The sequence below is a fragment of the Streptomyces sp. NBC_01707 genome, assembly GCF_041438805.1.
Classification (GTDB): Bacteria; Actinomycetota; Actinomycetes; order Streptomycetales; family Streptomycetaceae; genus Streptomyces.
Map to the genome: position 1 here is coordinate 7,415,832 of NZ_CP109190.1, position 14,154 is coordinate 7,429,985.

Here is a 14,154-nt window from a genome sequence, read left to right on the forward strand (position 1 = left end):
ACGGAGGGTCGGATGAGCACGGTCCAGACGCCCGTCCCGGTCGTCCTCGCCGGCGCACGCGGCCACGGACGCTGGCATCTCGCCAACATCCGCCGCCTCCAGGACCAGGGCCTCGTCCGTCTTGCCGGTATCTGCGAGCTGACCCCGCTGACCGAGACCGAGCTCGCCCGCTTCGCCGGTGAACTCCCGGCCCAGTCAGCCGATTTCGGGGAACTCCTCGACTCCACCGGAGCTCGCGTCGCCGTCATCTGCACCCCGATCCAGACCCACACCGAACTGGCGCTGACCGCCGCCGCGCGCTCCGTCCACCTCCTGCTCGAGAAGCCGCCGGCGGCGACATTCGCCGACTTCGAGCGGATGGTCGCCGGTGTGCGGGCGGCCGGCATCGCCTGCCAGGTCGGCTTCCAGTCCTTCGGCTCGCACGCCGTGCCGGCCATCCGGGAGCTCATGGAGTCCGGTGCCATCGGCGCCGTGCAGGGCATCGGCGCAGCAGGTGCGTGGGTCCGCGACGACGCCTACTACCTCCGGGCGCCCTGGGCCGGGCGGCGCAGGATCGGCTCGGTCGACGTCGTCGACGGTGCCCTCACCAACCCCCTCGCCCACGCCGTCGCCACCGCGCTCGAGCTCGCCGGCAGCGGCACCGCCGACGACGTGGCCGCCATCGAGACCGAGCTGTTCCGCGCCCATGACATCGAGGCCGACGACACCTCCTGCGTACGCATCACCACCACGCGCGGGCTGCCCGTCACCACCGCCGTCACCCTCTGCGCCGAACAGGCCGGCGAGCCCTACGTCGTCGTCCACGGCGACCGTGGCCGGATCACCTTCTGGTACAAGCAGGACCGGGTCCTGATCCAGCGCGCCGGACACGGCCCCGAGGAGGCCGTGCACGGACGGACCGACCTCCTGGAGAACCTCGTCGACCACCTGGCGGGCCGCGCCGCACTCCTCGTACCGCCGCAGCGCACCGGCGCGTTCATGCGGGTCGTCGAAGCCGTACGGACCGCACCGGAGCCCGTCGCCCTGCCCTCCGACGCCTGGCACACCGAACGCGCGACAGGCTCCGCCGGGGCGCGCCGGGTGGTCCGCGGCATCGACGCACTGGTCGCGGCGGGCGCCGACAGCCTCACGCTCTTCTCCGAACTCGGCGTCCCCTGGGCGCTCCCCACCGAGGTGAGTTCATCGTGACCGCATCATCCGCACTCCTGAGCTGCGCCGGACGCCCCGTCGGCCGCTACACCTACCTGCCCGCCACCGGGGGCCGTCCCTACTTCCACCCCGTCACCACCCTCGCGGGCGTCCCGGTCACCGAGGAGAGTCCGGCCGACCACCTCCACCACCTGGGCACCTCGATCGCCGTCCCGGACGTCGCCGGGCACAACTTCTGGGGCGGACGCACCTTCGTACGCGGGCAGGGTCCCACCGCACTCGACAACCACGGGATCCAGCGCCACCTCGGCTGGAAACTCTGCGACTCCGACGGCTTCGTCGAGGAGCTCAGCTGGGTGGCGGACGACACCGAGCTGCTGCGCGAGCACCGCACCGTCGCCGTCGCCGAACTCTCCGGCACCGCCTGGGCGCTGGACTTCTCCTTCTCGCTCACCAACCGCGGCACCGACGATCTCTCCATCGGCAGCCCCGCCACCAACGGCCGCCCCGGCGCCGGATACGGCGGCTTCTTCTGGCGCGCCCCGAAGGAAGCGGCCGCGCCCGCCGTGTTCAGCGGACACGGCGACGGCGAGGCGGCCGTCCACGGGCGGGTCGCCGACTGGGTCGCGATGACCGGCGACGGCTGGACCCTTGTCTTCGCCGGGGCGACGGACGCGACCCGGCGCGACCCCTGGTTCGTCCGGAGCGCCGAATATCCGGGCGTCGGCTCCTCGCTCGCCGCCGCCGAGCGGTTGCCGGTCCCGGTCGGCGCGACCGTCGTGCGCCGCGTGGTCACGGTCATCGCCGACGGCCGCCTCGACCGGGCCACGGCGGCTGCGTACGTCCGCCGGGCGGTGACCGCATGAGCCGGCCCTGGACGGCCGACCTCGGTGACGGCACCTACCGCAACCCGGTCCTGAACGCCGACTGGTCCGACCCCGACGTCGTCCGGGTCGGCGACGACTACTACCTCACCGCGTCCAGCTTCGGCCGGGTCCCGGGACTGCCGCTGCTGCACTCCCGCGACCTGGTCAACTGGACGCTCGTCGGGCACGCCCTCGACCGCCTCGAGCCTGCCGCCGACTTCGCCGTGCCCCGCCACGACTGCGGGGTGTGGGCGCCGTCCTTCCGGTACCACGCCGGCCGGTTCTGGATCTTCTGGGGAGACCCCGACCACGGCATCCAGCAGATCAACGCCGAGTCGGTTCGTGGCCCGTGGAGCACCCCGCATCTGGTCAAGGCGGGAAAGGGACTGATCGACCCCTGCCCGCTGTGGGACGAGGAGACCGGCGAGGCCTACCTCGTGCACGCCTGGGCGAAGTCGCGCTCCGGCGTCAAGAACCGGATCACCGGACACCGGATGAGCCCGGACGGACGCGAACTCCTCGACGAGGGCAAGACCCTGATCGACGCCGATCTGATCCCCGGCTGGTTCACCCTCGAAGGACCCAAGCTCTACCGGCACGACGGCGAGTTCTGGATCTTCGCCCCGGCCGGCGGGGTGACCACCGGCTGGCAGGGTGCGTTCCGGTCGCGCGAGTTCTTCGGACCGTACGAGGAACGCGTCGTCCTCGCCCAGGGTCGCACCGACGTCAACGGGCCGCACCAGGGCGGCTGGGTCCGAACGGCAGCAGGCCAGGACTGGTTCCTGCACTTCCAGGACCGCGGGGCGTACGGGCGGGTGGTCCATCTCCAGCCGATGCGCTGGGGCGCGGACGGCTGGCCGGTCCTCGGCGACCGCGGCGAACCCGTCGGCGTGCACCCCAAGCCGGTCGCCCCCGAGCAGCCCGTCGAAGCCCCGGCGGCCGGCGACGACTTCCCGGGCGGGCGGTACGGCAGGCAGTGGCAGTGGATGGCGAACCAGCGTCCCGGCTGGACCGTCGAGCACGCCGGGGACGGGCTGCGGCTCAGCTGCGTACGGACCGCGTACGCCCACGACCTGCGGGCCCTGCCCAACGTCCTGGTCCAGCGGCTGCCGGCCGAGACGTTCACCGTCGAGGTCGAGGTCGCCCTCGGCAGCGACGAGACCGGGGCCAAGGCGGGGCTGGCCGTGCTCGGCGACGCCTTCGGCTGGATCGGCCTCGAACGCGCCGAGGACGGCGACATCCGCCTCGTGCACCGGTACGCCGAGACGGTCGCCGAGCACGAACGGGATGCCGAGCACAGCCGCCCGGCTCCCGAAGGGCGGGCGCGGCTCCGTATCGAGGTTGCCGTGGGCGCCCGCTGCCGCTTCTTCGCCGACACCGGCGACGGGACCGGATTCCGGGCCTCGGGGCTGCCGTTCGCCGCGACTCCATGGCGTTGGGTCGGCGCACTGCTCGGCCTCTTCGCCACCGCACCGGCCGGGAAGGGGCCGGCCGGGACGGCCGGCTTCACCGGTTTCCGCATCACCGAACGAACCGCACCAGAACCGACAGAACCCAGAGAGAAGAGCCGACCATGAACATCTCGAAGACACAGCGGGGTCGTGCCGCGGCAGCGGTGTCCCTCGCGGCGGTGCTGGCCCTGACCGCCACCGCCTGCGGTGACGACGGCAGTGACAGCGGCAACGAAGGCAGCGGGAAGGGTGAGATCACCTTCTGGGACAACAACGGCGGTCCGCGTACGGCCGTCTGGACCGAGATCATCAAGGACTTCGAGAAGAAGTACCCGGACATCAAGGTCAAGTACGTCCCGATCCCGATCGCCGACGTCCAGTCCAAGTACGACACGGCGATCGCGGGCGGCGGCCTGCCGGACGTCGGCGGGGTCGGCACCGCGTACCTCGCCAACATGGTGTCGCAGGAGGCGTTGGAGCCGCTCAACGACCGGATCAAGGACTCCTCGCTGAACGGCAAGCTCGTCGAGGGCATGGTCGAGAGCGTCAAGGATGCGGGTGGCCGCGGCGACGACATGTACTCCGTGCCCACCTCCGCGAACAACGGCGCACTCTGGTACCGCACCGACCTGTTCAAGGCCGCCGGCCTGGAGGCGCCCACCACCTGGGCGAACTTCTACGCGGCTGCCGACAAGCTCACGGACACCAAGAAGAACAAGTTCGGCTACACCATCCGCGGTGGCGCGGGCTCCATCGCGCAGGCCATGGACGCGGCGTACGGGCAGTCCGGCATCACGGACTTCTGGAACGGCGACAAGACGACGCTCAACGACCCGAAGAACGTTGCCGCGCTGGAGAGGTACGTCGCCCTCTACAAGAAGACGACGCCCGCCGCCGACGTCAACAACGACTTCACCAAGATGGTCGCGCAGTGGGACACCGGCACCATCGGAATGCTCAGCCACAACCTCGGCTCCTACCAGGACCACCTGAAGGCGCTGGGCAAGGACAAGTTCGCCGGTATCCCCAATCCGATCGGGGACGGCGGCACCCGCGTCCAGGTGTCCAACCCGGTCGACGGACTCGGCCTGTTCCGGTCCAGCAAGAACAAGACGGCGGCCTGGAAGTTCATCGAGTTCGCCGCTTCCCACGCCTCGAACAGCAAGTGGAACGAATCGGCCGGCGCCATCCCCGCCAACACCGAGGCCGCCAAGGACCCGTGGATCAGCGCCTCCGCGCCGACCGAGCTCGCCGCGAAGGCCCTCACGGACGGCTCCACCAAGATCGTGCAACTGCCGTACTACCTGCCCGACTGGAACAACATCAGCAAGGCCGACAACGAGCCGGAGTTCCAGAAGCTGCTGCTCGGCAAGACCACGGCCAAGGCCTTCCTCGACAAGATCGCCGATGAGCTGAACAAGGCGCAGAAGGAGTGGAAGGAGCTCGGCAACGGCTGATCGTCACGGCCGACGCCCCGATGACCGGGGGCCGGCGGCGGTCCGGGTCGCGCCCCGCCGCCGGTCCCTCTCTCCTCCCGATTCCTCCCCGCACGTCACTCGCACGTTTCCTCGCGTGTCGCATCGCACCTCCGCCACGCGCTGTCCTCCGCACGCGCCACCTTCGCCACACATCAACGACCGAAGGAACCGCCATGCCCGCACGCACGTGTCATGCTCGCGCCATTGCTCTGGTCATGGGCTGCGCCTCGCTCGCCCTCGCCGTCTCCGTCCCCGCCCAGGCCGCCCCCCGTCACCGGGGCATCGAGCGCGCCGCACTCCCCGCGGGCGACGGCTGGGCCGCAGCCGACGGGTCCACCACCGGCGGTTCCGCGGCGACCCCCGACCACGTCTACACCGTGACCAACCGTGCCGAACTCATCGCGGCCTTCGAGGACGCGGGTGACGCCCCGAAGATCGTCAGGATCGACGGAACCATCCACGGCAACGCGGACGCAGCCGGCAACCCGATCGACTGCGCGGACTACCGGACCGACGGCTACACCCTGGACAAGTACCTCGCCGCGTACGACCCGCAGACCTGGGGCAAGACGCTGCCGTCCGGACCGCTGGAGGACGCCCGCGCCGCGTCCGCCGCTCTGCAGAAGGAATCGGTCGAGGTGGAGGTTCCCTCCAACACGACGCTCGTCGGTGTCGGCGACGACGCCACCGTCATCGGCGCCAGCCTCCAGGTGATGGACGTCTCGAACGTCATCGTCCGCAACATCACCTTCGAGGACACCTACGACTGTTTCCCGCAGTGGGACCCCACCGACGGGGAGACCGGTGCCTGGAACTCCGAGTACGACAACCTCGTCGTCACCGGATCCAGCCATGTCTGGGTCGACCACAACACCTTCAGCGACGGTGACCGGCCCGACGCCGACCAGCCGCGCTACTACGGCGAGTTGTTCCAGCAGCACGACGGACTCTTCGACATCGTCCGCGGCTCCGACCTGGTCACCGTCTCCTGGAACGTCCTGAAGAACCACGACAAGACGATGCTCATCGGCAACAGCGACAGCGCCGCCACCGCGGCGATCGACCGTGGAAAGCTCCGTGTCACCCTGCACCACAACCTCTTCCAGGACCTCAAGGAACGCGCACCCCGCGTCCGTTTCGGCGCCGTCGACTCGTACAACAACCACTTCGTCGCCACGGCGGGCGCCGCATACGGCTACAGCTACGGCGTGGGCATGGAGTCCCGGATCGTCGCCGAGCACAACGCCTTCACCCTCGCGTCGCAGGTCGACCCGGCGACCATCCTGAAGAAGTGGAAGGAGTCCCCGATCACCGCCGGGGACAACTACGTCAACGGCCGCAGGACGGACCTGATCGCCGTCCACAACGCGGGCGTTCCCGCGGAGCAACTCACCCCGGGTGCCGGCTGGACCCCGGTCCTGCGCACCAGGATCGACAACCCGCGCGCCGTCCCGGCCGTCGTCGACCACGGCGCCGGAGCCGGAAAGGGCTGCTGACCGGCAGAGGCCTGCGTGAGCTTACGATCGGTCAACTCGACGAGTCGGTACGCGGATCCCCTCGACAGGGCCGGTCGCACGAGACGGAAAGCGGTTACCATGCCGCCGTCGTGTCCATCGACCACACCTGTACGAGGGGACTCCGCGTTGCGCCACAAACTGCTTCCCGCCCTGTTCTGTACCGGTCTCGTAGCCGCCACCAGCCTGCTCACCGGCACGGCGGCCACCGCTGCCGGCACCACATCTTCGGCCGCCGGGGCGTCGGCCGAAGTCACGGACGTACGTCAGCGGCTGGACCGCATACCGGGTCTCACCGTCGTCTCGCAGACCACCAAGGAGGGCTTCCCCTACTACACGCTGACCCTGACCCAGCCGATCGACCACCGGCACCCGGCGCGCGGCACCTTCGAGCAGCGACTCACTCTCTGGCACAAGTCCGAGACCGCACCGATGGTCCTCTACACGGGCGGCTACTCGCTCGCCACCTCCACCCGTGAGATCACCACGCTCCTCGGCGCCAACCAGGTCAGCATCGAGCACCGCTACTTCAGCCAGTCCCGCCCCGCGACGGTCGACTGGAGCGACCTGAACGTCTGGCAGGAGGCGAGCGACGAACACGCCGTCGTCCAGGCCCTGAAGACGGTCTACGGCGCCAAATGGGTCGGCACGGGCGCGTCGAAGGGCGGGATGACGCAGGTGTACCACGAGCGCTTCTACCCGGACGACCTGGACGCCGTCGTCGCGTACGTCGCACCGAACGACGCGAACAACAACGACGACAGCGGCTACGAGAAGTTCTTCAAGACCGTCGGCACGCCCGAGTGCCGGGCCGCCCTGAACGCCGTGCAGCGCGAGATGCTGGTCCGCCGGGAGCAGATGCTGCCGCGCTTCGAGGCCACCGCCGAGGAGCAGGGCCTCACCTTCCAGTACCTCGGATCGGCCGACCGGGCCTATGAGTTCTCCGTGCTGGACCAGGTGTGGAACTTCTGGCAGAGCGGTACGTACACAGACTGCCCGACGATCCCCGACGCGAAGACCGCCACGGACGACGAGCTGTACACCTGGTCGCTGGGGCACGGACTGAGCCCTTACGCCGACCAGGGCAACGGCGCCGAGGGGAGCGGTCCCTACTACCGGCAGGCCGCCGCCCAACTCGGCTGGGCCGACCTGAAGTTCAAGCACCTTGCGGACGTCCGTCACTACCCGGACATCTACCAGCCCAACTCGGTGCTGCCCGCCGACATGCGGGTCGGCTACGACGGCCGCACCATCAAGGACGTCGACCGCTGGGTCGCCACCCGTGGCGAGCGGATGATGTTCGTCTACGGCCAGAACGACCCGTGGAGCGCCGAGCGTTTCAAGCCGAGCAAGCACGACTCGATGCTCTTCGAGGCGCCCGGCAGCAATCACGGCGCCCTGATCTCCAAGCTGCAGCCTGCCGACCGGGCGAAGGCGGAGGCGGCCGTGAAGCGGTGGGCGGGCCAGTGACGGACCGACCGTCGCGACCGGCCGGGCAGCCGGGCCGGTAGTAGCCGAGGCGGAGCAGCGGCAGTGCGTGCCGTCCGGGCCGCTGCCCCACCCGGTCGGCTCGTCACCGTGTTGTCGCGCGCGCAGCGGACGCACGGCTCGACCTTCCCGCTGCTGTCGCCGTGGATCCGGATCGAGACCAGCGGCGTCGTGTCCCGGATGTCCCGTTCCTCGGGGGGAGCATCGCGCTCTCCGGTCGCCGCCGCCGGAGGAAGGGGTGCCGGGTTCCGGGGTTCTTTTCGGGTCAGTGGTCGGACGTGAAGTCGTCGCCCACGGACACCCGCTGACCGGTGGCGCGGGCGGCACTCGCGGTGAAGTAGTCGCCGTCCGCGCCCCGGTCGCCCTCCGCGTGGTTGTACTGGCCCGCGAACATGTGCGTACCGACCGGCACCGTGCGCCCCGGCTTCAGCGTCCACCGGTAGACGAGGAAGCCGCCCTTCTCCTGCGCGGAGGCGGTGAAGTCCTGCTCCGGCAGGGAGCGCCAGGAGCCGGTGGTGTGGACGCCGCCGGTCAGAGCGATGCGCAGTTCGACCGTGAGTGAGGAGAGCGGCTGTGTCGTCCTGAGCGTCACATTGCTCTGCGCCCAGTAGGCGTTGCTGTGCGGGTCGACGGCGCCGTCCGCCCACAGCGGCCCGTCCTCGGTACGCAGCTCGGGCACGCGACCCGGCGCCGTCGTGGCCGAGGCGGACGGGGCCGGGGAAGCGGCCACCTGCCCGCCCCGTGCCTGCCCGCCGCCCGCCGAAGTGACGGCGTACGCCCCGACGGTCAGCACGCCGCAGACCGCCGCCGTCGCCCCGGCCACCCGCAACCACGGCAGCGGACCCCGCGGTGCGCGCGGCGTACGGGCGGACGGCGCCTCTGCCATTCCTCGTTCGAGCCGGGCCAGCATCCGCTCCCGGTCGGGGCGGTGCGCCTCGGCAGCCGTGCGCAGCCGCTCACGCAGCTTGTCGTCCATCAGTGCCTTCCTCCGCCGCGCTGCGCCGCGACAGCCACCTGTACCCGCGCGGCGGGCGTATCGGGACCGAGCAGGCGCTGCAGTTCCGCCACGGCGCGCGAGGTCTGGCTCTTCACCGTGCCCACCGATATGCCCAGCACCAGCGCGGTGTCCCGCTCCGACAGGTCGAAGGCGTGCCGCAGCACCACACACGCCCGCTTGCGGAACGGCAGTCTGCGCAGCGCCCCCTGGACGTCGACGACCGTCGACACATCCGGGTCGTCGAACGCGTACCCGTCCCCGCCCCCGCGCGGGGCCCAGAACAGGGCGATCCTGCGGCGTTCGCGCACGGCGCTGCGGATCCGGGTCCGGGCGAGGTTCGCGACGACGCCGCGCGCGTACGCGACGGGATGGTCGGCGTTCCTGACCCGGTCCCAGCGGTGCCAGAGCGCCAGCAGCGCGTCGGCCGCCACATCGTCCGCGGCGTCTGCCTCACCGGTCAGCAGAAGGGCGAGCCGGGCGAGTTCGGCGTAATGGGCCTCGAAGAACTCATGGAACTCGGCGGCAGCGGCATCGTCGACGGCTGTGCCCACAGGTACCTCTCCGTGCACTCGATTCCCTGTACGCGCGTTGTCCCGCTGTGTACGTTCCCCGGTACCGCCCGCCGGGTGCGGGCGGGGCGCGAGCGTACCAGCGCACCCCGGAAGCGCTTCGACTCGGGTGCGTGACCCCAGTAAGGCGTAACACAGCGAAAACCTGAAGACCCAGTGTCCGAAGGAACAATCCAGCTACCCACCGAGGGACCTTCACGTACCCGGGAGCGCCCATGCCGGAAAACACTGTTCAACGCAACGCCGTCGACCGCTACTTCGCCATCAGCGATCGCGGCTCGACCTTCGGACGCGAGATACGCGGCGGCTTCGCCACCTTCTTCACCATGGCCTACATCCTGGTCCTCAACCCGATCATCCTCGGCTCGGCCGAGGACAAGTTCGGCGCCCATCTCTCCGGGCCCCAACTCGTCACCGCCACCGCCCTGGTGGCCGCCGTGATGACCGCGATCATGGGGCTCGGCGGCAATCTGCCGCTCGCCATCGCCGCCGGACTCGGACTCAACGCCGTCGTCGCCTTCCAGATCGCACCACTGATGAGCTGGCCCGACGCGATGGGACTGATCGTCCTCGAAGGGGTGCTGATCTGCGTTCTGGTCGTCACGGGGCTGCGCGAGGCCGTCATGCGGGCCATCCCGCCCGCACTCAAGCAGGCGATCAGCGTCGGCATCGGGCTGTTCATCGCGTTCATCGGCTTCATCGACGCCGGCTTCACCACCCGCATCCCCGGCGACACGGGTTCCGTCCCCGTACAGCTCGGCGCCACCGGGCAGCTCTCCGGCTGGCCGGTCCTGGTGTTCTGCCTCGGCGTGCTGCTGACCGTCGCGCTGCTGGCCCGCAAGGTGAAGGGCGCCATCCTCATCAGCATCGTCGTGATGACCGCCGTCGCGATCGTCATCAACGAGAGCGCCGACATCGCCCCGGCCGCCTGGGGCCTGACGGTTCCGTCCCTCCCCGGCGACGTCGTGGCCGCCCCGGACTTCGGCCTCCTCGGCTCCTTCAGCCTCTTCGGGGCGTTCCAGCAGACCGGCGTCGTCACCGTCGTCCTGCTGGTCTTCACCCTGATCCTCAGCGACTTCTTCGACACGATGGGCACGGTCGTCGGCGTCTCCAACGAGGCCGGGCTCCTCGACGAGCAGGGCAAGGTCCCGAACCTCGGCCGGGTCCTGCTCATCGACGGCGTCGCGGCCGTGGCGGGCGGCGCGGCCTCCGCCTCCTCCAACACGTCCTACATCGAGTCCGCGGCCGGCGTCGGCGAGGGCGCCCGCACCGGCTTCGCCTCCCTGGTCACCGGCGCGCTGTTCGCCGTCGCCCTGTTCCTCACCCCGCTCGCCACGGTCGTCCCGGCCCAGGCCGCCGCACCTGCCCTGATCGCCGTCGGCTTCCTGCTGATGGCGCAGGTCCGACACATCGACTGGGAACGCTACGAGATCGCGATCCCGGCCTTTCTCACGATCGCCGTGATGCCCTTCACGTACTCGATCACCAACGGCATCGGCGCGGGATTCCTCGCGTACGTCGTCATCAAGACCGTCCTCGGCAAGGCGCGCGAGGTGCACTGGCTTCTCTGGGGCGCCTCGGCGCTGTTCGCGGTGTACTTCGCGATCGACCCGATCGAGCAGCTGCTCGGCGTGAAGTAGCGGCTGTGGCGGGGCGGCCTCCGGCCGGTCGGTACCGAAGCCGCGCAACGAGGCCCGCCCGCCCCGCACAGCCCGTCGTCCGTCCGGCACGGATCCCCGGTCCCCGAGCCGGACGGACGCCTCCTCACCTCGTGAGCGCCGCCTTCATCATCTTCTGCGCGATCGGCGCCGCCAGTCCGTTGCCGCTGACCTCGGAGCGCGCCGAGCCCGAGTCCTCGACGACCACGGCCACCGCGACCTCCTTGCCGGTGGACTCGTCCTTCGCGTACGAGGTGAACCAGGCGTACGGGGTGTTGCTGTTGCCCACTCCGTTCTGCGCGGTGCCCGTCTTGCCGCCGACCTCCGCCCCGTCGATCCGGGCGTTGGTGCCGGTGCCCTGCTCGACGACGGTGACCATCGCGCTGCGCAACTGCTCGGCGGTCGAGGCGGAGACGACCCGTTTCGTGTCACCGTCCGCGAACTTCTGCAGGGCGTTGCCCTCCGAGTCCGTCACCTCGGACACCATGTGCGGCGCCGCCAGCTCACCGCCGTTGGCGAGGGCCGCGGAGACCATCGCCATCTGCATCGGGGTCGCGGTGACCTCGAACTGGCCGATGCCGGTCAGCGCCGTAGACGACTTGTCCATACCGGACGGATAGACGCTCTTCGAGGCGCGCACCGGGACATCCGTCTTCTCCGTGTTGAAGCCGAACTTCTCCGCCATCGCCCTCACCTCGTCCTCGCCGAGATCGGCGGCGACCTTCGCGAAGACGTTGTTGCAGGAGTACTGGAGCGCCGTGCGCAGGGTGGCGTTCTCGCAGGGGGCGGAGGCGCTCTCGTTCTTCAGGACGGTGGAGGTGCCGGGCAGCGTGTACGGGTCGGGGCTGTCCGTGTGCTCGTCGACCGAGCTGTAGAGGCCGTTCTCCAGCGCCGCCGACGCCACCACCAGCTTGAACGTCGAACCGGGTGCCAGCGGTTGCCGCAGCGCCCGGTTGACCAGCGGCTTGTCCGGGTCGGAGAGCAGCTTCTGCCAGGTGTCGCCGTCCGTTGTCCCGCTGATCTTCGACGGGTCGTACGAGGGGGTGGAGACCATACCCAGGATCCGTCCGGTCCCGGGGTCGATCGCGACGGCCGCGCCCTTGTCGTCGCCGAGCGCCTCGTATGCCGCCTTCTGCACATCCGGGTCGATCGTCGTCAGCACGCCGCCGGGCGCCGCCTGTTTGCCGGTCGCCACGTCGAGGGGGTTCTTCAGCCGGTCGTCGGTGCCGTCGAGCACATGGCTGTAGATCCCTTCGAGCTGGGTGGCGCCGTACGCCTGCGAGCTGTACCCGGTGACGGCGGCATAGAGCTCGCCCTGTGTGTATGTGCGCTTGTACGCGAGATCGCCGGCCCCTGTCCCCTTCGATCCGGTGACCGGTGATCCGGCCACGATGATGTCGCCGAGCGGCTGCGCGTACCGCGCGATGGTCTTCCGCCGGTTGTGGTCGTCGTCTGCGAGGGCTCGGGCCTGGTACGCCTGCACCCAGGTCGCCCGCCCCAGCAGGGCGAGGACCAGCAGCAGACAGAAGACCGAAGCACGCCTGATTGTTCTGTTCATCCCGCTGGAGGGACGACCGGGGCCGTCCGGCGCGTTCCCGTCCGTGCCGCTTCTCACCGATTTTTCAGACTGACCGACCGGCCGCGGCCGTACGGCGCGGACCGGTCACCGGGTCGTGGAGCGGCCTTCGTCCGGCGTCCGGCCGGCCGGGGGTGCCAGCGTGAAGAGCAGCTCGTCGGTCAGCTCGCCGCGGGCGTGCGCGAAGCCACGGTCCTCGCCCGTGACGGTGAAGCCGCACTTCTCCAGCACCCGGCGCGAACCGGTGTTGTCGGCCGCCGCCCGGGCGTGCAGCGGGCGTTCCGGTACGACGTCCAGCAGCGCCCGCAGCGCGGCGGTCGCGAGCCCGCGGCCCCAGTGCGCCCGGTCGATCCAGTAGGTGACCTGGCGGTCGCCCTCAGGTCCGTACACCCCGGCGTTGCCGACCACCGCGCCGTCGGCGAGCACCGTCCGCATCACGATCGTCCGGTCGGCCAGGAGTCGCCTCCAGTGGGCGTCGAACGCGGCCCGGTCCGTGGGGTCCTCGCTGGTGAACGCGGCCGTGCGGACGGACTCCGGATCGCACATGTACGCGTAGAACAACGGCAGATCGCTGCCGCGCACCTCGCGCAGGGTCACCTCGGCCACGCCCATCGGTCAGAGCCTCCGGGTGGCCAGCGTCAGCCGGTCCCGCGCGTCGAAGAGCGCGTCCTTGACCATCTGCTCGTGTGCGGGGGTGAGCCGGGCGACCGGCACCGAGCAGCTGATCGCGTCGCGCGCCGGAGTCCGGTACGGGATCGCGATGCCGAAGCACCGCAGCCCGAGGGTGTTCTCCTCGCGGTCCACCGCATACCCCTGCTCGCGGATGACGTGCAGCTCCTCGATGAGCTTCTCGCGGTCGGTGAGGGTGTGCTCGGTCAGCGCGGGCAATGTCTCCGGCAGCATCTTGCGGACCTGCTCGTCGCTGTGGGTGGCCAGCAGCGCCTTGCCGAGCGAGGTGGAGTGGGCGGGGAGCCGGCGGCCGACGCGGGTGAAGGGACGCAGATAGTGCTGGGACTGCCGGGTGGCGAGATAGACCACGTTCGTACCGTCGAGGCGGGCCAGGTGAATGGTCTCCGTGGTGTCGTCGGAGAGCCGGTCCAGCGTGGGCCTGGCGGCCGCGACGACCTCGTCGCCGTCGATGTACGACGTGCCGACCAGCAGGGCCCGCACGCCGATGCCGTACCGCGTGCCCGTCGCGTCGGTCTCCACCCAGCCCAGCTCGACCAGGGTGCGCAGCAGCATGTAGAGGCTCGACTTCGGATAGCCGACGGCTTCCTGCACGGCCGCCAGCGAATGCATGCCGGGCCGCCCGGCGAAGTACTCGAGCAGCTCCACCGTCCGTACCGCGGACTTGACCTGTGCCCCACCTGACTCGGCAACCGACATCGCCCTACGCCCCTTCCAGCAC

Annotated in this window: 12 protein-coding genes; 7 read left to right on the forward strand and 5 right to left on the reverse strand. The window is 70.3% G+C overall.

The genetic code is table 11. The annotated features are described in order from the left end of the window. The first annotated feature begins 12 nt into the window (after positions 1-12). The 6 genes from OG963_RS33255 to OG963_RS33280 all read left to right on the forward strand — a co-directional run bounded on the left by OG963_RS33255 (position 13) and on the right by OG963_RS33280 (position 7,928). The gene (locus tag OG963_RS33255) at positions 13-1,188 is read left to right on the forward strand and encodes a Gfo/Idh/MocA family protein (RefSeq protein WP_093771881.1); all 1,176 of its coding nucleotides are present in this window, start codon (positions 13-15) and stop codon (positions 1,186-1,188) included. After that, positions 1,185-2,015: a PmoA family protein gene (locus OG963_RS33260; RefSeq protein ID WP_093771883.1), complete on the forward strand. Its 831-nt coding sequence runs from the start codon at positions 1,185-1,187 to the stop codon at positions 2,013-2,015. Before OG963_RS33255 ends, OG963_RS33260 begins: the two co-directional genes overlap by 4 nt. Further along, a complete protein-coding gene (locus OG963_RS33265; protein ID WP_093771885.1) occupies positions 2,012-3,592 on the forward strand; it encodes a glycoside hydrolase 43 family protein in 1,581 nt (526 codons plus the stop codon). The genes OG963_RS33260 and OG963_RS33265 overlap by 4 nt, the downstream gene beginning before the upstream one ends. Then, entirely contained in the window at positions 3,589-4,923 is a 1,335-nt protein-coding gene (locus tag OG963_RS33270; RefSeq protein WP_093771887.1) for a sugar ABC transporter substrate-binding protein, read from the forward strand. The genes OG963_RS33265 and OG963_RS33270 overlap by 4 nt, the downstream gene beginning before the upstream one ends. Positions 4,924-5,117: 194 nt before the next feature. After that, positions 5,118-6,440 (forward strand): polysaccharide lyase family 1 protein, encoded by a 1,323-nt coding sequence (locus tag OG963_RS33275; protein ID WP_093771889.1) that lies wholly within the window; start codon positions 5,118-5,120, stop codon positions 6,438-6,440. A gap of 147 nt (positions 6,441-6,587) precedes the next feature. After that, the gene (locus OG963_RS33280; protein WP_218160167.1) at positions 6,588-7,928 is read left to right on the forward strand and encodes a S28 family serine protease; all 1,341 of its coding nucleotides are present in this window, start codon (positions 6,588-6,590) and stop codon (positions 7,926-7,928) included. Between the two features lie 283 nt (positions 7,929-8,211). Here the strand turns inward: OG963_RS33280 and OG963_RS33285 are convergent, their stop codons facing one another. Both OG963_RS33285 and OG963_RS33290 read right to left on the reverse strand, forming a co-directional pair. Next, positions 8,212-8,922: a hypothetical protein gene (locus OG963_RS33285; protein WP_093771893.1), complete on the reverse strand. Its 711-nt coding sequence runs from the start codon at positions 8,920-8,922 to the stop codon at positions 8,212-8,214. Further along, positions 8,922-9,494 carry a SigE family RNA polymerase sigma factor gene (locus tag OG963_RS33290; protein WP_093771895.1) on the reverse strand — a complete coding sequence of 191 codons (573 nt, stop codon included), beginning with the start codon at positions 9,492-9,494 and terminating at the stop codon, positions 8,922-8,924. The genes OG963_RS33285 and OG963_RS33290 overlap by 1 nt, the downstream gene beginning before the upstream one ends. A 233-nt stretch (positions 9,495-9,727) precedes the next feature. Here OG963_RS33290 and OG963_RS33295 point away from each other — a divergent pair, with 233 nt between their 5' ends. After that, positions 9,728-11,152 carry an NCS2 family permease gene (locus OG963_RS33295; RefSeq protein ID WP_093771897.1) on the forward strand — a complete coding sequence of 475 codons (1,425 nt, stop codon included), beginning with the start codon at positions 9,728-9,730 and terminating at the stop codon, positions 11,150-11,152. A 124-nt stretch (positions 11,153-11,276) separates the two neighbouring features. Here the strand turns inward: OG963_RS33295 and OG963_RS33300 are convergent, their stop codons facing one another. From OG963_RS33300 to OG963_RS33310, 3 genes are all read right to left on the reverse strand, one after another. Beyond that, positions 11,277-12,728, reverse strand: coding sequence for a penicillin-binding protein 2 (locus OG963_RS33300; RefSeq protein ID WP_093771899.1), 1,452 nt, complete (start codon positions 12,726-12,728; stop codon positions 11,277-11,279). Positions 12,729-12,833: 105 nt separating this feature from the next. Further along, entirely contained in the window at positions 12,834-13,358 is a 525-nt protein-coding gene (locus tag OG963_RS33305; RefSeq protein ID WP_093771901.1) for a GNAT family N-acetyltransferase, read from the reverse strand. Between the two features lie 3 nt (positions 13,359-13,361). After that, positions 13,362-14,132: an IclR family transcriptional regulator gene (locus OG963_RS33310; protein ID WP_030919961.1), complete on the reverse strand. Its 771-nt coding sequence runs from the start codon at positions 14,130-14,132 to the stop codon at positions 13,362-13,364. Between the last annotated feature and the right edge of the window lie 22 nt (positions 14,133-14,154).

Bases quoted from the DNA above. Each gene is read 5' to 3' on its own strand.
- OG963_RS33285 (WP_093771893.1), bottom strand. From the start codon at position 8,922: ATGGACGACAAGCTGCGTGAGCGGCTGCGCACGGCTGCCGAGGCGCAC.
- OG963_RS33310 (WP_030919961.1), bottom strand. From the start codon at position 14,132: ATGTCGGTTGCCGAGTCAGGTGGGGCACAGGTCAAGTCCGCGGTACGG.
- OG963_RS33275 (WP_093771889.1), top strand. From the start codon at position 5,118: ATGCCCGCACGCACGTGTCATGCTCGCGCCATTGCTCTGGTCATGGGC.
- OG963_RS33300 (WP_093771899.1), bottom strand. From the start codon at position 12,728: ATGAACAGAACAATCAGGCGTGCTTCGGTCTTCTGTCTGCTGCTGGTC.
- OG963_RS33255 (WP_093771881.1), top strand. From the start codon at position 13: ATGAGCACGGTCCAGACGCCCGTCCCGGTCGTCCTCGCCGGCGCACGC.
- OG963_RS33305 (WP_093771901.1), bottom strand. From the start codon at position 13,358: ATGGGCGTGGCCGAGGTGACCCTGCGCGAGGTGCGCGGCAGCGATCTG.
- OG963_RS33265 (WP_093771885.1), top strand. From the start codon at position 2,012: ATGAGCCGGCCCTGGACGGCCGACCTCGGTGACGGCACCTACCGCAAC.
- OG963_RS33270 (WP_093771887.1), top strand. From the start codon at position 3,589: ATGAACATCTCGAAGACACAGCGGGGTCGTGCCGCGGCAGCGGTGTCC.
- OG963_RS33295 (WP_093771897.1), top strand. From the start codon at position 9,728: ATGCCGGAAAACACTGTTCAACGCAACGCCGTCGACCGCTACTTCGCC.